We start from the raw sequence: 20435 nt of genomic DNA, 5'->3' as shown, positions 1-20435 counted from the left end.
AAAATCTTTACACATCAATATAATTTATTTTATTCCAATCACAATCAACAATTACACAACCGTTATCTGTATTTCCATATTTATGAAAATCTGACCCAGTTTCAACAATTTCAAATGAAAGACAATCATTCAAACAATCAATAAAAGTAACATTCGGGATATGTAGTGCAAAAGTGATTTTAAATCGATTAGGCAACAAAGTTTTTACTGGTATTTCAATGAAAAATTCGTAAATACCACTCTTATTTATCGCAGTTCCCAATTCAATCTCAGATGTAAAAATATTTCGCTCATTGTTATCTGTTACTCTAAATCCAAGAAAAGAGTTCAAGTGCTTATCAGCAACTTTAATCTTAATTTTAATTGCAATTTGTTCATCAAACCCATATTCGGTTCTTACTTGATTTTTATTATCAACAAGTTGAATATTTAATATTCCTGATGTTTCAACGGATTCATTTATATATTCACTACAATAACCTTCGAATTGATTGGTTTTTAAATATTCTTCGATCCCTTCATTAGTATTCCCTTCAAAAACAACCGTACCATATTCCATCACCATAATTTTGGTACAGAGCTGATTGATAGCCGCCATATTATGACTCACAAACAATACGGTTCTTCCTTCTCCTCTCGATATATCTTGCATCTTGCCAATTGCTTTTTTCTGAAATTCGGCATCACCTACCGCCAAAACCTCATCAATAATCAAAATTTCAGGTTCTAAAAAAGCGGCTACTGCAAATGCCAAACGTACTGTCATTCCGCTACTATATCTTTTTACAGGAGTATCAATATAACGCTCACAACCAGAAAAATCTATTATTTCATCAATCTTAGAAGTAATTTCTTTTTTTGTCATGCCCAAAATAGCACCATTGAAATAGATATTTTCCCTACCTGTCATTTCACCATTAAAGCCAGTACCTACTTCTAACAAGGATGCTACGCGTCCTCCAAATTTGATACTACCTGTGGTAGGAGCCGTCACACGAGATAAAATTTTTAATAATGTAGATTTACCCGCTCCGTTCTTGCCTATAATACCTAAAACCTCTCCTCTTTGAACTTCAAAGTTAATATCTTTTAATGCCCACACATACTCACTATCCCCTTTAGTACTTCTATCATTGATGTCGCCTACTTTTAAATACGGATCCTCTTTCCCCCTAATACTGTGCCACCATCGATTCACATCATGGCTCAAAGTACCAGTGCCAACTAATCCGAGACGGTATTGTTTGGAAATATTTTCGGCTTTTAATATGATATTTTTATTTACGCTCATAATTGTCAACAAACTGGAACAGCTAAAAAAAACCTAAAAACCTTGATTTTATAATTTAAATTAACCGCTACAATTACTATTTTCATTTAATATTGTAATCTACGAATGAAATTCAATTCAATCTTCTTAAAACTCTCTTTTTATTAATAATATAGTACTCTTTCAATAAATGTATATACTTCCACGGTTGTTGCGCTATGGGTTTTCCAACACTTTCAAAAATTTGATTTAATACTGCAAGCACTTGTTGTCTTTCCTCTTCATAACTGACCCTATCCAAACTAAAAACAGGCTGCATTAACATTTGAATCGCTAATTCATCGTTTTGATCTATTTCGACTATTCTGTCAATCAATTCTTTTTCAGACTTAAATTGACTGTAATTAAGTATTCTATTTGGATTAAAATCTACCTCTACAAGTTTATTCCCCCAATAAATGGGTATGCAGTCTTTGAAAATAGGCTCAATCAACTTCTCAGTAGTGTAGCCATCATACTGACTATTTTCAAATGCAATAACAAATTTATAATCCTTTATAAAATCTAATTTATCATAAACTGGTCCTCCTACATTATTTAGAACAGTTCCTCCTGAATCAACCTGTTTAACTTTAGATAGATTTTTAAAAAATTTCAATCTTTTAGTTGCTTTAGGATTGGACACCAGCATGCAACAGAATTTAGTTTTGGCCCTCCATTTCTTTTCGGCCTCGACCCTAGTTAGAACTGACTCAATTGTTTCCTGCATGTTACGCTTTTCTACGTACAGTGAATACAATGGAAGTCTAAAGTGATTATTACGATTATTATAATCAAACGAAAAAGCAAAATCACAAGCAGAGAAATCGGGTCTTAAATTTTCGGCCGAATAAAATATCCGAATACATTTATAGTTTAAATAATCTTTACCATAGCAAGAGTAAAATAAAAAATCTGGTTTATCGTCTATAATGACTTTATATTTTTCAATTAATATATTATAAAAATAATTATTAGTCTTATCGAATCCAGGCCAAAAATCCACAAAATCAATTTTTATTTCCTTCATACAATAATAACTATTAAATTTACTTGACTTTAAAAAAAATCATAGACTTTACGAATAATTTCAATTGATCAGTAAAATTCAATTTATAACTTAAATCATTTTTTACCTGTAAATATTGTAGAAAAGTGATTGGGTAAAAATCTTTCTTATCCAAAAAACAGCGTTTTATAATAAACTTATCCAAATATAAAATTTCTGCTTTAAAACTTTTTGGTTCAAAGACATTTTTACTATTGGAAGCTAACAATTTCAACTGCATCTTTTTAAAAACGGGAACATCTTTAAATATTATTCCATTCCCATGATTTAGCATTTTTTCAAAAACGACGGATTCAACGGGTAAAAAATTAAAATCCAACACACTATATAAATTTCGTTTTATTTCAAAATCATTTTGTTTTTGTTTTTCACCTTGCTTATTTGATACTTGATTATTGTGAATCCTATAATCTAATAACACTTCTTGCAAATTATGCAATTTCCCTATTAAGGCTAAACGTGTCCAAAGGTCGTAATCTTCAGCTGGTTCTCTATTTGCATCATAAACTGCGGAAAGTCTATTCAATGATTCTTTCCTAATCATCACAGAAGGATGTGCAATGCAATTCCCTCTTAATAAATGACTTTTAATTAAATCCGCATTCTCAGGAAGTTGTATCACCTTTCCAGACCCAATCACTCGAAACCAGGATCCACATACAATCACTTCATGATTTACTTCTAAAAAAGAAACTTGTTTAGCAAAGCGGTTCAACATACTAATGTCATCCCCATCCATTCGTGCTATATATTTCCCTTTTGCAATTTGAATTCCATAATTTAAACTATTAGTGTACCCTGAATTCAATGGTTTTAAAATAAGTTGAATTCTATTATCAGTATAGCTATTAATTATTTTAACTGTTTCATCAGTAGAAGCATCATCAATGATTAATAACTCAAAATCACGAAAGGTTTGGTTTAAAATACTTTGAATTGCTTGTTTTACATAATTCTCACAGTTATAAACAGGTAGTACAACTGATACTATTGGTTCATTAATCATTAAATAAAATTTTATTGATCCCGATTGTCAATTCTCCTGATTCGAACAAAAAGAAGCCTTTTCTTCTGAGTATGTTTTCAATTTCTATTCTGCAATTATATTCATCGTGAATTTCAATTGCCACTATCTTCGTGTTTTTTAAAAAAGATAAGTCATTATTATTTGTAAACAAGAATCGTTCTGCTCCTTCTACATCAATTTTTAGCAGAGAAATATATTCTAAACTATTTTCCTTTAAAATATCATCAATCGTAATTCCTTTTACCTCACCTTTTACATCTTCTTTAGTAGTAATTGACCAATCTTTCCTGTCTCGAAAATTACGTTCCACTGTAAAAGTCAAACTTGATTTATGCGATAGAGCTCTATGGTATAATTTTGTAGCTGTATTATTCTTAAAAAAGTTTATGTTTTGTCTATAAATTTCCACATTAGAAAATGAAGGCTCAATGGCAAATATTCTTAGATCTTTAAAATAATTAGAAAAAAAAAGTGACGTATATCCAACATTTGCCCCTGCGTCAATTATGACAGGGCTTTTTAGATGCTCAAAATTTAATAACATCATTTTTAAAACAACATCATATTCTCTAAAATTAAAAATTTGTTCTAAAACCTCATAATCACTAAAGTTATAATCTCTTAAAATTAAATTATACTGATTGGAAATCTCCACCAAGTAATTAGAATCCTTTTTTTCAAAATGAGTAACTAATTTATTTTTTTTAATTTAACCTCAAACAATTCAGATTGGGAATATTTTTTCGGAAATAAAAATCTATAAATTCGTTTTATTTTTTCAACATTCATAAAAAAAAATCTTATAATCGAAAATTCATCGATTGATTGTGAACTCAGCTCCCCCTTTTTATTCTAATTAATTTATCAATATACTGTTTTTATATTGTGTCAAATCGATCGAAGTCGAGATTCGCTATTTCATTAACTCTATTTTCATAAATCAACGATAAGAATATTTGACTCACTTTCCGCTATCTACAAAAACTTCTGTAAATAAACTTTCTGTATTCCTTCTCTCAGTGAGATCGAATGTTTCCATCCTAAAGCATGAAGCTTTGTCATATCCATTAATTTCCTAGCTGTTCCATCTGGCTTTGAAGTATCAAAAATAATTTCTCCTTGAAAATCTACTATCTCTTTAACCATATTGGCCAAGTCGCCAATACTTATTTCGCAGCCAGAACCAACATTTACAAAACCACCATCGTCATAACTTTGCATTAAATACACGCAGGCATCCGCCATATCTGAGGCATGAAGAAATTCCCTAAAAGGAGTTCCTGTTCCCCACACAACAACTTCTGGAGATTCACTGCTTTTTGCCTCATGAAATTTTCTAAGTAAGGCCGGAATCACATGCGAATTTTGCAAATTGTAATTATCATTAAAGCCATATAAATTTGTGGGCATAGCCGCTATAAACGAGCATCCATATTGTTTTCGATAAGCTTCGCACATCTTAATGCCCGCTATTTTTGCGATAGCATAAGACTCATTTGTCTCTTCCAACTTACCAGTTAAAAGGTATTCTTCTTTTAAAGGCTGCGGTGCTACTTTTGGATAGATACAGGAGGAACCTAAAAAAAGCAGTTTTTTGACCTTGTTTTTATAACTTTCATGAATTACATGCGTCTGAATGAGTATGTTTTCATATATAAAATCGGCACTATAGGTATCATTGGCGACGATTCCTCCTACTTTGGCTGCAGCCAAAAAAACATACTCTGGCTTTTCAACTTCAAAAAACGTTTTCACAGCCAGTTGATTGGTTAAATCCAATTCCTCTGAAGTTCTTGTAATAATATTTACATAGCCTTTTTCTTCAAGGTTCTGAACAATGGCACTACCCACCATTCCGCGATGTCCTGCCACATATATTTTTGAGTCAAATAGCATCACTTCTTCTTTATTTATAGTCTTGTAGGTATTTTTCTTTTCTAAAAAGTTCTAAATCGGCAGCTACCATTTCCTTAATTAACATTGCTAATGTATATTTTGGTTGCCAACCCAATTTAGCATTTGCTTTGGTATTATCACCCCTTAGTACATCCACCTCTGTAGGACGAAAATAGTTAGGATCGATTTGAATTACCTTCTGACCAATTTCAAATGAAAAATCAACATTCGAAGACGAAACAACAACAGCAACCTCATCAATCCCCTCCCCACTAAAAGCAAGAGTTACCCCCAGCTCATTGAATGCCATTATAATAAAGTCTCTAACCTTTGTGGTAATTCCTGTAGCGATCACAAAATCATCTGGCTCGTCTTGTTGCAACATTAACCACATGGCCTCAATATAATCTTTAGCGTGTCCCCAGTCTCGCTGAGAATCAATATTCCCCATATAAAGAGTCTTCTCTAGTCCAAGAGCCATTTGAGCGATTCCGCGTGTGATTTTTCTTGTCACAAATGTCTCTCCTCGCAAAGGACTTTCATGATTAAATAAAATTCCGTTGCAAGCAAACATACCATAAGCTTCCCGATAATTAACCGTTATCCAATAGGCGTACATCTTTGCAACAGCATAAGGAGACCTTGGATAAAAAGGCGTCGTTTCTGATTGCGGGACTTCTTGAACCAGACCATACATCTCAGAAGTAGAAGCTTGATATATTTTAGTTTTTTTCTCTAAGCCAAGAACTCGAACAGCATCCAGTAAACGTAGTGCTCCTAAGCCATCGGTGTTAGCAGTATATTCTGGAATATCAAAACTAACTTTTACATGGCTCATTGCCCCGAGATTATATATTTCATCGGGCTGAGACTCTTGAATAATCCGAATTAAATTAGTAGCATCACTCAAATCACCGTAATACAAAATAAAATTCTGATTTTCTGAGTGTGGGTCTTGATAAAGATGGTCTATCCTATCAGTATTAAATGAAGAAGCTCTTCTTTTAATACCGTGAACTTTATATCCTTTCGAAAGTAAAAATTCTGCGAGATAAGAACCGTCTTGTCCTGTTACTCCTGTTATTAATGCTGTTTTCATTTTTTTTCTTTAATCCTCCCAAGTCGTCGGAACCGCCTGAAGACACAGGAGACCATACCTATTAAGAATGCTTCAAACCTTTTAATGAGAATAGACAAAATGAATCTCCCCGCTTCTTTCTCACTTCTCACTTCTCTTCTCACTTCTCTTCTCACTTTTAACTTCTCACTCTTCACTTCTCACTCTTCACTCTTCACTTCTTACTATCTATATAGTTTCTAAAGCCTAAAAGTGATTTTTTAACCTCATTGAGTAGGTTCTCAATAGAGTCCTTTTTCTCAGTAAAATTCAGTCTTACTGCAATTAAATACTGAGTTTCTAACTCAGCAAAAGATCCCAGTGCTATATGCAGAAAATGAATTAATTCTTTATCGCCTTTTCTCGCAGCTCCTTCGGCTATATTGGAAGGGATCGAAACAGCACATCTTCTCATTTGACTTGCTAATCCAAACTTTTCAGACTCAGGAAATTGTTGGGTCAATTTATAGATAACCTCTACTAAGTCCATACTTTTTTTCCAAACATCTAAATCCTTGTGGTTCATTTTTTCTTGCTTTTTACTAAGAGGATTGTAGTTATATATGATAATTGTTCGTCAACAGTTTTAAATCTTAATCTATCCAATATATTTTCTCACTTCTCACTTCTCACTTCTCACTCTTCACTTCTCACTCTTCACTTCTCACAACTACCTAAAACCCGTCCACCGCTTCGCATCCTGAGTCACATTATTACGGACATCAGCTACACAATTAAATTTCCCAGCCACATATCAATATCACAAACCTCACATCTCGACACCCCCTCCTTCGGAGGGGGGCCGGGGGGAGGATCCTACACCGTATCTATAAAACTCTTCTCCGTCTTATTAAAAATCAATACTCCTACTAAGAAAACGCTTACTGTTATCGCGAAAGTATACAGCAACCCAAAAACAGAAATATGACCTACATTCAACAACATATATCTTGCGGTTTCTATGACGTAAGCTAAGGGATTATATTGAACCAACCATCCATAACTCGGAATTTTTTCTTTTATCAAAGCCATAGGATACATCACCGCAGATAAGTACATCAGTAATTGCACTCCAAAACCAATTAGATAACTAAAATCCCTGTATTTAGTCACCAAAGACGAAATAATCATTCCCAATCCCAACCCTAAAACGCCCATTAAGACAATCAACAAAGGGAAGAAGGCCGCAGCAGCATTCAAACTCACCAATGCTCCTTGACTGTAGTAATAGATATAAAAAGCGATAAAAATAAAGAACTGAATTCCAAATTTAATCAAATTCGAAATCACGATAGAAATAGGCACAATCAGCCTTGGAAAATAAACCTTCCCAAAAATTCCCGCATTAGCACCAAATGTATTAGATGTACCCGTAAGACAGGCCGTGAAATAATTCCAAACGGTGATTCCCGCCAGATTAAACAAAAACGGAGGCACGGCGCCAGTACTAATCCCTGCCAGGTTATTAAATATAATTGTAAAAGTAATCGAGGTAAATAAAGGCTGGATCAAATACCAAAGCGGCCCTAAAACAGTTTGCTTATAAACAGTTACCACATCTCTTTTTACAAAAAGAAGCAGTAAATCTCTGTATTGCCATACTTCCTTGAGATTTAGGGAGAAAAACTTATTTTTAGGTGTTATTTCAAATAACCAATCCGTATTTGAACTCTCTAAGTTATTCATTAGTAGTGCTGTGGTATTGTGGTTAGTAATAATTAAACATTGCTACATTACAAATATAACATTTTGCTTAAATTATCGTTCATTATTTCCAATTTCTGTCTTTAAATATTTACGTACTTTGCAACATAATATATAAACAGTCGCTAGTGTTTTTCTTTTCCAAAAATAAGCCAGTTCTAAAAGACCTCATCCCCGAAGGTCATATCGACATTCATTCCCACTTACTACCGGGAATTGATGATGGTGCACAAACTTTTGAAGACACCCTAAGACTTACCAAAGCACTGCAAGGATTTGGAGTAACCGAGTTCATCACCACTCCACATATCATCCAACATGTTTGGGAGAATACCCACGAAGGCATCCTGTCCAAAAAAACTGCTACCGTTTTAGAATTAGAACAAAGCAATATTAAGGTTCCTTTCAAAGCTGCTGCTGAGTACTTGATGGACGATCAATTTTTACGACTTTTTCAGTCTCATGATCTACTAACCTTAAAAGACAATTATGTCTTGGTCGAAATGTCATACATAAATGCGCCCATTCAGCTATACTCCATCCTTTTCGACTTGCAGGTAGCTGGTTATATTCCGGTACTAGCGCATCCCGAGCGCTACTTATTTTACCACAATAATTTTAATGAGTACGCCAAACTAAAAAGAGCCGGCTGCCTATTCCAACTCAATTTACTATCCGTCGTAGGTTATTACGGTCCACAAATCACTACCATAGCAGAACAACTACTATCAAAAGGAATGTACACCTACGTAGGCTCAGATGTCCATCATGACCGGCACATAGCCGCTTTTGACCAAGAAGTAAAACTAAAAGACGTAGCAACACTAAAAGAAGCGATTGGCAATAATCAATTTTTTAAGACAGAAGTTAAAGAGTAGAGGTTAGAATAAAGAGAATAGAAGTTAGAATACTGAAAACCGAAAACGGATAACAGATAACAGATAACCGAATACTCATAAATCTCCTGTAACCCAGAAAGCTTTTGGGTGATAAAAATCCAAGAACTGAAAACCGATAACAGAAAACGGATAACAGATAACCGAATACTCATAAATCTCCTTTGGCCCAGAAAGCTTTTGTGTGATAAAAATCCAAGAACTGAAAACCGATAACAGAAAACGGATAACAGATAACTGAACGCAAACTATACGGAGATTACTTCGTCCCTCGCAATGACTCTGTGCCCCGCCCTACTATTTTTATCTCTAAAATCACGATAATAATTATAGAATCCCAGCGTAGGTAGTAGTTTGATGAGATTCTTCGTTCCTCAGAATTACAAACTGGTGTTCAGTGTTCAGCATTCAAATATTCTGGTGTCTGAAATCCTACTAGTACTATTGGACCTTTGAAAATACTGATAAAACATATCCGCAAACTTGTCATTCTGACGGAGGAAGAATCACAGCGTAGCTGAGTGGTTTGATAAGATTGCTTCGCCTGTTAGGGTAAACCCTTGAGTCCTCCCAAATGATAAACTATTTGCCGAACTAACTAATAACAGACAACCTATAACAAAACGCAAACTATGTGGCGATCCCTCCTCTGTCGGGATGACAAACTGTGTGTCGAACTAGCTCATAATAGAAAATCGATAACAGCACTGACAAGCTAGAACCCGCTACTGCGAAAATAATTTCCTATACCAGCATACAATACCGAACACCTTATCATTAGCAATCTTAACCCCGCCCTTAAATTGAAAACATTTGAAATTAAAAACAGGACTGCCAGTGGCAGTCTGGTAGCACAGTCTACCCACCCAGTTTGTCACGCTGGAAGCTTCTCAAACAAACCATGAAACATCTAGTTTGTTTCCATTAAACCGTCTCAGCAATTTGCTTATTGTAGCCTGAGATTCCTCCGGAATGACAAACTACACGTTAATTTGTAACGTTTGAATTCAAAATTATCCTCCCAAGTTTACCCACCAAGTTTGTCACGCTGGAAGCGTCTCACACAAACCATGAAACACAACGTTTAGCTTCAAACCTATCCACCCAGCTTACCCCGCTCCTTGTCACGCTGGAAGCGTCTCAAACAAACCATGAAACACAACGTTCGACTTCAAAATTACCCTCACGGTTTACCCACCCAGTTTGTCACGCTGGAAGCGTCTCACACAAACCATGAAACACCTAGTTTATCACATGGAACGATAAAAGTAATTACCTTATTGTCGCTAGAGATTGCTTCGCAATTACAAACTATGTGCCGAACTAACTGATAACACATCCCACTAGCCATCGGGACTGATAACAAAAAAAGTCCACAGAGAATACTCCCTATGAACTTTTTAAAAACTATCGCTAAAACAGTCCTTATTTCACATCCAACAATTCATAACTAGAATTCATACTTATAAATTCGGGAACGATTTTCTTCATTCTCATTACAATTTCATCATTGTCCAAATAATGCGCTTTCTCAATTAACTCTTCGATATCCGCATGCAAACCCTCAAATTCATCCTGAATTTCCTCTGCAATCATTATTTTCTCATGATAGGTAGCAATTGTCTTTGAAGTGTCATTAAGTAATTCCTCATACAATTTCTCACCAGGTCTCAATCCCACAATTTGTATTTTAATATCTTTATCTGGAACAAATCCTGCCAACTTAATCATCTTTCTTGCCAGATCGATAATCTTAACCGGTTTCCCCATATCGAAGATGTAAATCTCACCGCCTTTACCCATCGCTCCAGCCTCTAGAACTAGCTGACAAGCTTCAGGAATAGTCATGAAATACCGAATAATATCGGGGTGCGTAATGGTGATTGGTCCACCTGCGGCAATTTGCTTGGTGAATAACGGCACTACAGAACCATTCGATCCTAAAACATTACCAAAACGAGTCGTAATAAACTTCGTTGCGTTTTTCTTGCCTAATTCCTGAGTTTTTAATTGCAAGGACTGTACATATTTTTCCGAAATACGCTTACTCGCCCCCATAACATTACTAGGGTTCACCGCTTTGTCAGTAGAAACCATTACAAATTTCTTAACCTTGTACAAACAGGCCAGGTCAGCAAGGTTCTTAGTTCCGCCAATATTAGTAAGAATAGCTTGAGAAGGGTTCTCTTCCATTAAAGGCACATGCTTATAGGCCGCAGCATGAAAAACTACCTCTGGTTTATATAATCTAAAGACTTTTTCCATCGCCTCTCTATTCCTTATATCAGCTACAACGGTTCTAATTTTTGTATTTGTAGAAAACGTTTCTGTCTCTAAGTTCAAATGATGCAGTGGTGTTTCGGCTTGATCGAGGATAATAATCTTCTTTGGATTAAACTGTATTACCTGACGTACAATTTCGCTTCCTATAGAACCAGCTGCACCTGATATTAAAATAGTATTGTCTTTTATTTGTTTGGAAATGGACTTGTTATCCAAGACAATCGGTTTTCTCTCCAGCAAATCTTCAATCTGGATCGTTTTTACCTTTTGAGAAATCTCTTTTTGATTTTCCCAGTCGGTGATTAATGGTACGATATACACTTTATAATTGTACTCTAAACACTGATCAACAATGATTAAACGCTCTTCTTTTGACAGACTTTTATCAGCGATAATGACTCCTTCAGCACCTACAGAACGCATTAAAGTGGGTAGTTTTTTCTTTAAAATTAAAATAGGTAAATCCAGCATTCGTTTAGATGAATTTTGAGCATTCCTGTCCACAAAAGCTACAATTTTAAAACGAGCAGGAGTTTCCATCTTTAGCGCATTAGCTACTGATATGGCATTAGCGTCGGTACCGTAAATAATTGTTCTGGGTAAGGTTATGTTGCTTTTTTCAGAAAAATAATATTCGAAAGTTTGCTTTACAATAACCCTGTATAGAAATAACCCACAAAAGGAAAACACCATATTAATAAAAAGTGCAGTGTTCAAAAACACCTTAAATCCATAGACTACTTCAAAAATAAAATTGAATAGTAAAAAGATAGTTAAAACGGCCATTTGCGAAAACAGTAGCTTAATGGCATCGATATAAGAAGAATGCCTTATAATTCCAGAGTAGGTTCGAAACAACCAAAAAAAGAATAAATTAACCCCAAACAGCGAGCCAACAAACAGTACGCTATGCGGTGTCCTGATATAGTTTACTCCGGTTCCCCTAAACAATAAATAGCTAAAAAAGAAGGCCAGTATTAAAACGGCACAGTCCAGCATCACTATGATCCATCTTGGTAAATAGCCCAGACTATGAAGATTAAATTTTAGATTAGTCCTAGAAAAAATTTCTCCGTCTATAGAGCTACTGTCTGGTTTTGTATTGTTTTTCAAACTATATGATATTTTACTTTTTTTTTAAACATCTCAAAAATACTATTAATTATTTTGAAAATAAATTTTTATATTTTATTTGTTGAATAAATTTAAAATTACCGCCCGGATTCTATTTCGATCCGCCATTGTAAGATTAGAACCAGAAGGCAAACAAAGTCCGTTGATAAAAAGTGTTTCGGCAACATAGTTGCCATAATAGGGGTATTTATCAAAAACCGGTTGCAAATGCATTGGTTTCCATAAAGGTCGTGACTCTATATTAGCTTCTTCCAGTTTCAATCGTATTGTTTCTCTACTAATACCTAAGGTCTTTGTTGGTTCAACTAAAATAGTACTTAACCAATAATTCGAAACGTAACCATCATTGGGCGCGGTAAACACCGTTACTCCTTTAATATCCTTGAATAAATCCAAATAAAATTCATGCATTTCTGTTCTCAGTAATAGATGCTTCTGTAAAACCTCCATTTGTCCTCTACCTATTCCTGCACAAATATTGCTCATTCGATAGTTATACCCAATTTCGACATGCTGATAATGCGGTGCATCTTCTTTTGCTTGGGTTGCTAAAAATATCGCTTTTTCCTTTAACGCTACTGAATTGGTTACTATTGCACCACCACCCGAAGTCGTTATAATTTTACTTCCATTAAAAGATAAAATACTAATATCTCCAAAAGTACCACACCGTCGTCCTTTATAGCAACTCCCCAGTGCTTCAGCGCTGTCTTCTAAAATGGGTATAGAATAGTGATTCGCAATTGCTCTTATTTCCTTAATTTTATAGGGAACTCCATATAAATCTACGGCTATTATTACTTTTGGCTTTTTGCCTTTAGCAATCCTATCTACAATCGCACTTTCCAGTGCAATGGGACACAAATTCCAAGTTTCGGGTTCACTATCAATAAAAACAGGAATTGCACCCAAGTAAATTATAGGGTTGACAGAAGCTGAAAAAGTCATGCTCTGACAAAGTACCTCATCTCCAGACTTAACGCCTAAAAGAATTAATGCTAGATGAATGGCGGCGGTACCCGAATTTAAGACCGCAACATGCCCTAAACCAAGATATTTTTCTAAATTTTCTTCGAAAATAGCCAAATTTGGCCCCATTGGAGCAATCCAATTAGAGTCAAAAGCCTCTTGAATGTACTTTTGCTCGTTTCCACCCATATGCGGAGTCGAAAGCCAAATTTTTTCTTGAGCCATTTCTTAAAAATTAATATCTATGGATTGAATTTAAAATTAAATATTTTTTTTGAACTTTCTAAGTTAATTTTATAGCTTATGATCACAATGTTAATGAGATTGCTTCCCAATGACAAACTAGACCTTAAATTATAACGTTTCACTTCAAAATCACCCTCACAAGCTTACCCACCCAGTTTGTCACGCTGGAAGCATCTCAAACAAAGCAGGAAACACCTAGCGTGTCACAGGAAACCGTCTCAAAAATTATCCTCACAAGCTTACCCTCCCAGTTTGTCACGCTGGAAGCGTCTCAAACAAACTAGGAAACACCCGGTTTATCACAGGAAACCGTCTCAAAAATTATCCTCACAAGCTTACCCTCCCAGTTTGTCACGCTGGAAGCGTCTCAAACAAACCAGGAAACACCCGGTTTATCACAGGAAACCGTCTCAAAAATTATCCTCACAAGCTTACCCTCCCAGTTTGTCACGCTGGAAGCGTCTCAAACAAACCAGGAAACATCTAGTTTGTTTCCATTTAAACGTCTCAGAAATTTGCTTATTGTCGCTTGAAATTGATTCGCCTGTTCGGGTAAACCCTCGAGTCCTGCGGATGACTCTACATCCCGATAATGCGGCAATATTTTCCTATACCGACAAACAAAACCGACACCTTATCATTAGCAATCCTAACCCCGCCCTACTATTTTTATCCCGATAGCTATCGGGACAAAAATCACGATAAGAATTTTAGCGTTGGTAGGCGGGAGTGACACCCGAGTCGAGGAGGAACGACGAGCGGCTGGGGTCACGATAGGAAAAACCGAAACGAAGTGAGGTTCATCGAACACCAATTAAAATAAGAGTTAGGTGAGATAAATTTGTTCGATGATTTTTAGATAAAAATAGTCAGGCAGTGAAATCGAAGATTCACGAATACAAAAAAAAACAATATTAAAGCATGAGTAATTTTTTGTTTCTTTTTTCATCAAGACAAATCGAAGATTCATCGAACACCGCTTAAAATAAAAGTTAAGTGAGATAAAAAAGAAAAAATAAGAATTAAAAACAATTCGTCATTGTAAATAACAACTTCAAATCAATCTCACAATATGATAATCGGATGATAAAGCAAACACCTATTAAAATAAAAGTTACCTGAGATAAAAAAGAAAAAATCATTTGCTAGTGGCAAGAAAAGTCCAAGATTCCGCAACCTAGACTTAACGAATAGCTTAAGCAAAAACGGCTTTAAATAAAACTTTATCAATTTAAAGAATTACACTCTACTTTCTTTAAGCTGCACTTGACGTAGAACAAATGTTCTAACCCCTAAATAAACAAGAGTCATCATCAGTAAAAATCCTCCGGCAGAATAAAGCGACAAGCTATCGCTGGCATCACTATAAATGACAATCGCATTAATAACTAACTGAAGTCCCGCATAGAATATCGCAACAGCAACGTGAGAATACCCCATTTCATTGGCTAGGTATTGATACAAATGAGAACGATGTGGTTGAAATATGTTTTCTTTCTTTATCAATCTACTTATAATGGTTACAACAGCATCGATGCCATAAACGGAAAAGAAAAGAATATAGGCCAGTTGGTCCGACTCTACAATTGTCTTAATCATAAAATACCCGAGAAAAAGTGCCATACTTATACTTCCTACATCGCCCGCAAAAGTTTTAGCTTTTCTCCTAACGTTAAATATACCGAAAACAACACATGATAATCCCATTGTAATTAGTAAGGGTAGACTGGTTTCGTTTAATGGTAAATATGCAAAACTTATTATAGCAATTAAGGCATAAAGTACGGTTATACCGTTGATGCCGTCCATGAAATTAAAAGCATTTACCCAACCTATCATCAGGATAAATACAATGGGCAGCAACCATATAGCCTCTGAAAATAAATCTAAATCATAAAACACCAAAAGTACAGCTACTACATGAGCTGCAAATCGCGGCAACTGTGACAGCGGTCTAATGTCATCAATGAAACTTATTAAGCCAACTAGTACTACAGCTACTGTAAGTTCCCAAGAAACATATCCCCGAAAAAAAGCAATGATTATTGCAATTGGAAAAATAATCCCACCACCACGTAAAGTGATTGATGTATGGGAGGACCTACTGTTCGGTTTATCAATTATATTGTATTTATCGGCTACTTTGAAATAAAAAAGTTCAACACCCATCAATAAAAAAAATAACGCTATATATATCATAAATTTATTACATTCTCGGCTATTAAATAATAGCATTTAAATTAAACCACTACAACCCGAAAGTCATAATTTTGGTTTGGCAGTCAAAAAGTCTGCAAGCTTGGATTACGGAAATTAACCGCAAATTTGTGATGTTAAAATTTTTAGAGGCAAAACTAAGAATTACTTAGCGTACTAATTTTTATACTCTTTTTGGAAATTAAAAATTTCAGCCATTATCGCATCAAGAATATCTCTATTCTCTAACAACTGACCACTGAATACCAATCACTAAAAACTGCTCACTGATCCCGATAGCTATCGGGACTAATCACTTATTACTTGTGTTTCAACAATCCCAATAAATACTCACCATAACCTGATTTTTTCAAGGGCTCGGCCAAATCTCTTAGTTCTTGTTCCGTAATGAAACCTTGACTCCAGGCAATCTCTTCGATACAGCCCACTTTCAGTCCTTGACGTTCTTCAATTACCTGAACAAACTGACCGGCTTGCATCAGGCTATTGAAAGTCCCAGTATCTAGCCAAGCAGTTCCCCTGCTTAAGATCCCCACTTTTAAGGCTCCCTTCTCTAAATATACTTTATTAACATCGGTGATTTCATATTCTCCACGCGCACTTGGTTTAATATTCTTGGCTATCTCAACCACTGAATTATCATAAAAGTACAAACCTGGTACTGCATAATTAGACTTTGGCTCCAAAGGTTTCTCCTCTATCGAAAGCGCTTTTAGATCCTTATCAAACTCTACCACTCCATAACGCTCTGGATCCGAAACGTGATACGCAAAAACAACTCCTCCTTCTGGGTTTTTATTGGACTGCAACAATTCATCCATATTAGACCCAAAGAAAATATTATCTCCCAGCACCAAAGCCACACTGTCTTTACCGATAAACTCTTCACCTATAACAAAAGCCTGGGCCAATCCATTAGGAATAGACTGCTCAGCATAACTAAACTTACAACCAATAGCCGAACCATCACCCAATAATTTTCTAAAATTAGGTAAATCATGGGGCGTCGAAATAATTAATATCTCATTAATCCCTGCCGTCATCAAAGTCGACAACGGATAATAAATCATCGGCTTATCATAAACTGGCATCATTTGCTTGCTCATTGCCAACGTTAACGGGTGCAATCGGGTACCGGATCCTCCTGCTAATATTATTCCTTTCATTTTGTGCGAATTTTGCGAATTAAAACGAATTTTTCGAATTATTTCAAATTAATCATTCTTTTATAAATTAATCACGATGTACCAAAGTTAATAAGGAGTCCTAATTCCAAATTGGCACATCGTAGATAGTTTTGTAACTGTGCATAAAACGCAGTAGCTATTAGTGATACTTCTTTTATTTCTACCATAATTGTTTCGTAATAGAAATTAACGTTTTGGGACCTTGGATGCCTTAATAAATTACTAAGCAAATCGCTATTAATTAAGCTAACCCACCGTCCTTAGCATCCGCAGTCGAGCGTCAAATATTTGAAGAATGCGTAAAAAGAAAAGCTGTCCGAGGCCTTTCGCCGAGTTCTTTTCTTTTAGCTTTCGAAAATAAATTTGACCGACGAGGATGCGGAGACTTGAAATCGAAGATTCACGGAATCCATAATTAAATTGTAATGGTGAGTAATTTTTTGTTTCTTTTTTGATCAAGCAAAAAAGAAAATTATAAATCTTGAGAACAAATAGCACTCACTCTTAGAAAAACGTCAGTGGAGACGTCTTACTAATAACATCCATTAGTATCGATTCGTTTTCAATTCTTCTGAACACTAATCCCGATAGATATCGGGACTGAATACTGAACACTTTTTTTGAATATGCAGCGCCATATTTCCAATAGTAGACTTACTATATAATATTTGACCCTAAGAATACTGTTTATCGTAATACGAAGCATATGCTCCCGAAGTCACATTTTCCAACCAAGTCTCATTTTCCAAATACCAATTCACTGTTCTCTCCAGTCCTTCTTCAAAAGTAACCGAAGGCTTCCACCCCAATTCTTTATTAATCTTAGTCGCATCAATCGCATAACGCAAATCATGACCTGGACGATCTTTAACATAAGAAATCAATTGCTCTGATGTTCCTAGCTCACGACCTAACTTCTCATCCATGATTTTACAAAGCAACTTAACCAAATCAATATTTTGCCATTCGTTAAAACCGCCAATGTTATACGTGTCATGGTTAACACCTTCGTGAAAAACCAAATCAATAGCTACCGCATGATCCTCTACAAATAACCAATCACGGGTATACTTCCCATCCCCATAAACGGGTAAAGGCTTGTTTTGGATAATATTATTAATAAAAAGCGGAATCAGCTTTTCCGGGAAATGAAAAGGCCCATAATTATTCGAACAATTAGTCAACACATAAGGCAAGCCATAGGTCTCACCATACGCACGTACAAAGTGGTCTGAACTTGCTTTAGATGCTGAATAAGGCGAATTAGGATCATAAGCCGTTGTTTCTGTAAACAACCCTTCAGCACCCAGACTTCCATAAACCTCATCAGTGCTAATGTGATAAAAACGCTTTCCATCCTTATTGTCTTTCCAAATCGTTTTTGCTGCATTCAACAAATTCATGGTACCTATAACGTTTGTTTTCACAAAAGCTACGGGGTCTGTTATCGACCGATCCACATGCGATTCGGCAGCTAAATGTAAAACTCCATCAAATTGATGCTCCGCAAAAAGCGCATCAATAAAATCAGCATCTACAATATCTCCTTTTATAAAAGTATAATTTGGAGCTGTCTCTATATCTGTTATATTCTCTAAGTTCCCCGCATAAGTCAAGGCATCCAAATTGAATATTTGATACTCCGGATATTTATTCACAAACCGTCTTACCACATGCGAACCAATAAAACCAGCTCCTCCTGTTATTAGTATTTTTTTCATTTCTATTTCTATATTTTGATATTTGTCAGTTCAAGGGATAATTAATTTTAAAAAAACATTATAATCATTTATAAATTAAATTTCATTATTTCTGAGATTCAACCGTCCTTAGCTTCCGCAGTCGAGCGTCAAATGTTTGAAGAAGTCGTAAAAACAAAAACTGTTTGAGTCCCGAAAGCTTTCGGGACGAGTTTTTTTGTTTTAGACTTCGAAAACTAATTTGACCGACGAGGGAGCGAAGACTTGATTTTTTTGTTTCTTTTTTGATCAAGCAAAAAAGAAAATAACTTCACCTTTGATAAAACCTAATTAGTAGTTGATGACTAATTCACATTAAAAAATAAGTCCGTAATATCGATAACCATGAACCTACTATTTCCGCAACTTTCTAATCTCTATTTCTCAATACCCAACAACCCCATACATTTCCTTAAACTTTCCTTATATTCCGGCACTTCAACGCCAAAAGTAGCTTTAATTTTACTTTTATCCAATAAGGAATAGGCAGGACGTTTTGCCGGTGTAGGATAATTAGATGCTGGAATACCGCCAACTTCACACTCAAAACCTCCAATTTCTTGTATCGCCAAAGCAAACTCATACCAACTTATTTCACCTTCATTAGAAAAATTATAAATACCCGCCTGCCAATTCTTATGCTCTATTATAGTAATAATAGCTAGCGCTAAGTCGGCGGCATAGGTTGGAGACCCAATTTGGTCATTAACCACATTAAGGCTATCTCTTTCTTGCATCAATCGAGACATGGTTTTTACAAAATTATTCCCGAAGCTAGAATACACCCAGGAAGTACGAATGATTATTGCGTTTGGATTTAATTCTAAACAAGCCTTTTCTCCAGCCAGTTTTGTAACCCCATACACATTAATCGGACTCGTTTCTGCAGTTTCTGTCAAAGCCACCGCCGAATCCCCATCAAAAACGTAATCAGTAGAAACATGTATCAATTTGCATTTATTCGCCTGACTCCATTTGGCCATAACTGCCACCGCCTGATGATTCAACACATCTGACAACTCAATTTCAGTTTCTGCTTTATCAACGGCTGTATGCGCTGCACAATTAATAAGTATTTGCGGATTAATTTCTGATAATTTGCCTTCTAAACCCGCCAAATCGCACAAATCTAATTCCTGATAATCGGTAAAAACCCACTCGAATTGGGTTTTATCTACAGCTATTTCTCTAAGCTCTGAACCCAATTGGCCATTCGCTCCCGTTACTAGTATTTTTTTCAATTGATCTCTTTCTTCTTTATTATAAAATCTAACTTTTTCTATTCTATTTACTCTTTATTCTTTTCTCTTCACTACATTCACTCTCGCACCAAATAGTCGTATTGTGTATAGTACACTATGCAAAAAAGTATAAATTTAACATAGACCGCTATATAAAACCAGACCAACTACTGAATAATACTAATTGTATCTGTTATGTCCAAAACTCAAAAAGTAACCCTAAAACCGACAACTTTAAACTTTAAACTCTTTTCAAAACTCCCAATCAATAGCATCAAATCCAAGCAAAAAACCTTTGCGTTCTTCGCGAATCCTTTGCTAACTTTGCGGTTAAAAAAATAAGTCGTCCTCAGTTAAAAACCACTTCTCGAACCCACAACCGATCCCGATAGCTATCGGGA

Annotated in this window: 16 protein-coding genes; 1 reads left to right on the top strand and 15 read right to left on the bottom strand. The window is 35.4% G+C overall.

The window, feature by feature from the left end:
* Positions 1-7 precede the first annotated feature (7 nt).
* From E0F98_RS07955 to E0F98_RS07920, 8 genes are all read right to left on the bottom strand, one after another.
* Positions 8-1291, bottom strand: a complete 1284-nt coding sequence (locus tag E0F98_RS07955) for an ABC transporter ATP-binding protein (RefSeq protein WP_132110227.1) — start codon at positions 1289-1291, stop codon at positions 8-10.
* 112 nt (positions 1292-1403) lie between these two features.
* Positions 1404-2339 (bottom strand): glycosyltransferase family 10 domain-containing protein, encoded by a 936-nt coding sequence (locus E0F98_RS07950; protein WP_132110225.1) that lies wholly within the window; start codon positions 2337-2339, stop codon positions 1404-1406.
* Between the two features lie 19 nt (positions 2340-2358).
* Positions 2359-3384, bottom strand: coding sequence for a glycosyltransferase family 2 protein (locus tag E0F98_RS07945; protein WP_132110223.1), 1026 nt, complete (start codon positions 3382-3384; stop codon positions 2359-2361).
* The gene (locus tag E0F98_RS07940) at positions 3377-4060 is read right to left on the bottom strand and encodes an FkbM family methyltransferase (protein WP_132110221.1); all 684 of its coding nucleotides are present in this window, start codon (positions 4058-4060) and stop codon (positions 3377-3379) included. The genes E0F98_RS07945 and E0F98_RS07940 overlap by 8 nt, the downstream gene beginning before the upstream one ends.
* Before the next feature lie 320 nt (positions 4061-4380).
* A complete protein-coding gene (locus tag E0F98_RS07935; RefSeq protein WP_132110219.1) occupies positions 4381-5301 on the bottom strand; it encodes a GDP-L-fucose synthase family protein in 921 nt (306 codons plus the stop codon).
* A 10-nt stretch (positions 5302-5311) separates the two neighbouring features.
* Positions 5312-6400 (bottom strand): GDP-mannose 4,6-dehydratase, encoded by a 1089-nt coding sequence (gmd, locus tag E0F98_RS07930; RefSeq protein WP_132110217.1) that lies wholly within the window; start codon positions 6398-6400, stop codon positions 5312-5314.
* Positions 6401-6593: 193 nt separating this feature from the next.
* Complete coding sequence (locus tag E0F98_RS07925) at positions 6594-6944, bottom strand: four helix bundle protein (protein WP_132110215.1); 351 nt, start codon at positions 6942-6944, stop codon at positions 6594-6596.
* Positions 6945-7234: 290 nt separating this feature from the next.
* Positions 7235-8104, bottom strand: a complete 870-nt coding sequence (locus E0F98_RS07920; protein WP_132110213.1) for an ABC transporter permease — start codon at positions 8102-8104, stop codon at positions 7235-7237.
* Positions 8105-8250: 146 nt separating this feature from the next.
* Here E0F98_RS07920 and E0F98_RS07915 point away from each other — a divergent pair, with 146 nt between their 5' ends.
* Positions 8251-9000: a tyrosine-protein phosphatase gene (locus E0F98_RS07915; RefSeq protein WP_132110211.1), complete on the top strand. Its 750-nt coding sequence runs from the start codon at positions 8251-8253 to the stop codon at positions 8998-9000.
* Positions 9001-10443: 1443 nt separating this feature from the next.
* Here the strand turns inward: E0F98_RS07915 and E0F98_RS07910 are convergent.
* The 7 genes from E0F98_RS07910 to rfbD all read right to left on the bottom strand — a co-directional run bounded on the left by E0F98_RS07910 (position 10444) and on the right by rfbD (position 20034).
* The gene (locus tag E0F98_RS07910) at positions 10444-12414 is read right to left on the bottom strand and encodes a polysaccharide biosynthesis protein (protein ID WP_132110209.1); all 1971 of its coding nucleotides are present in this window, start codon (positions 12412-12414) and stop codon (positions 10444-10446) included.
* A 75-nt stretch (positions 12415-12489) separates the two neighbouring features.
* Positions 12490-13629, bottom strand: coding sequence for a DegT/DnrJ/EryC1/StrS family aminotransferase (locus E0F98_RS07905; protein WP_132110207.1), 1140 nt, complete (start codon positions 13627-13629; stop codon positions 12490-12492).
* Positions 13630-14889: 1260 nt separating this feature from the next.
* Positions 14890-15849, bottom strand: a complete 960-nt coding sequence (locus tag E0F98_RS07900) for an MraY family glycosyltransferase (RefSeq protein ID WP_132110205.1) — start codon at positions 15847-15849, stop codon at positions 14890-14892.
* A 317-nt stretch (positions 15850-16166) separates the two neighbouring features.
* Positions 16167-17033 carry a glucose-1-phosphate thymidylyltransferase RfbA gene (gene rfbA, locus E0F98_RS07895; RefSeq protein WP_132110203.1) on the bottom strand — a complete coding sequence of 289 codons (867 nt, stop codon included), beginning with the start codon at positions 17031-17033 and terminating at the stop codon, positions 16167-16169.
* Positions 17034-17104: 71 nt separating this feature from the next.
* The gene (locus E0F98_RS16315; RefSeq protein ID WP_132110201.1) at positions 17105-17221 is read right to left on the bottom strand and encodes a GxxExxY protein; all 117 of its coding nucleotides are present in this window, start codon (positions 17219-17221) and stop codon (positions 17105-17107) included.
* A gap of 507 nt (positions 17222-17728) precedes the next feature.
* Entirely contained in the window at positions 17729-18775 is a 1047-nt protein-coding gene (rfbB, locus tag E0F98_RS07885; RefSeq protein ID WP_132110199.1) for a dTDP-glucose 4,6-dehydratase, read from the bottom strand.
* A 395-nt stretch (positions 18776-19170) separates the two neighbouring features.
* Positions 19171-20034: a dTDP-4-dehydrorhamnose reductase gene (gene rfbD / locus E0F98_RS07880; RefSeq protein ID WP_132110197.1), complete on the bottom strand. Its 864-nt coding sequence runs from the start codon at positions 20032-20034 to the stop codon at positions 19171-19173.
* Positions 20035-20435: the final 401 nt, after the last annotated feature.

Origin of the sequence: Flavobacterium hiemivividum, assembly GCF_004349145.1 — a bacterium.
GTDB classification, from domain to species: domain Bacteria; phylum Bacteroidota; class Bacteroidia; order Flavobacteriales; family Flavobacteriaceae; genus Flavobacterium; species Flavobacterium hiemivividum.
The sequence above is the reverse complement of the archived record's forward strand: the minus strand, read 5'-3'. Positions and strand labels throughout refer to the sequence as shown.

Bases quoted from the DNA above. Each gene is read 5' to 3' on its own strand.
- E0F98_RS07935 (WP_132110219.1), bottom strand. From the start codon at position 5,301: ATGCTATTTGACTCAAAAATATATGTGGCAGGACATCGCGGAATGGTG.
- E0F98_RS07905 (WP_132110207.1), bottom strand. From the start codon at position 13,629: ATGGCTCAAGAAAAAATTTGGCTTTCGACTCCGCATATGGGTGGAAAC.
- E0F98_RS07945 (WP_132110223.1), bottom strand. From the start codon at position 3,384: ATGATTAATGAACCAATAGTATCAGTTGTACTACCTGTTTATAACTGT.
- E0F98_RS16315 (WP_132110201.1), bottom strand. From the start codon at position 17,221: ATGGTAGAAATAAAAGAAGTATCACTAATAGCTACTGCGTTTTATGCA.
- rfbB (WP_132110199.1), bottom strand. From the start codon at position 18,775: ATGAAAAAAATACTAATAACAGGAGGAGCTGGTTTTATTGGTTCGCAT.
- E0F98_RS07950 (WP_132110225.1), bottom strand. From the start codon at position 2,339: ATGAAGGAAATAAAAATTGATTTTGTGGATTTTTGGCCTGGATTCGAT.
- E0F98_RS07920 (WP_132110213.1), bottom strand. From the start codon at position 8,104: ATGAATAACTTAGAGAGTTCAAATACGGATTGGTTATTTGAAATAACA.
- E0F98_RS07955 (WP_132110227.1), bottom strand. From the start codon at position 1,291: ATGAGCGTAAATAAAAATATCATATTAAAAGCCGAAAATATTTCCAAA.
- gmd (WP_132110217.1), bottom strand. From the start codon at position 6,400: ATGAAAACAGCATTAATAACAGGAGTAACAGGACAAGACGGTTCTTAT.
- E0F98_RS07925 (WP_132110215.1), bottom strand. From the start codon at position 6,944: ATGAACCACAAGGATTTAGATGTTTGGAAAAAAAGTATGGACTTAGTA.
- rfbA (WP_132110203.1), bottom strand. From the start codon at position 17,033: ATGAAAGGAATAATATTAGCAGGAGGATCCGGTACCCGATTGCACCCG.
- E0F98_RS07900 (WP_132110205.1), bottom strand. From the start codon at position 15,849: ATGATATATATAGCGTTATTTTTTTTATTGATGGGTGTTGAACTTTTT.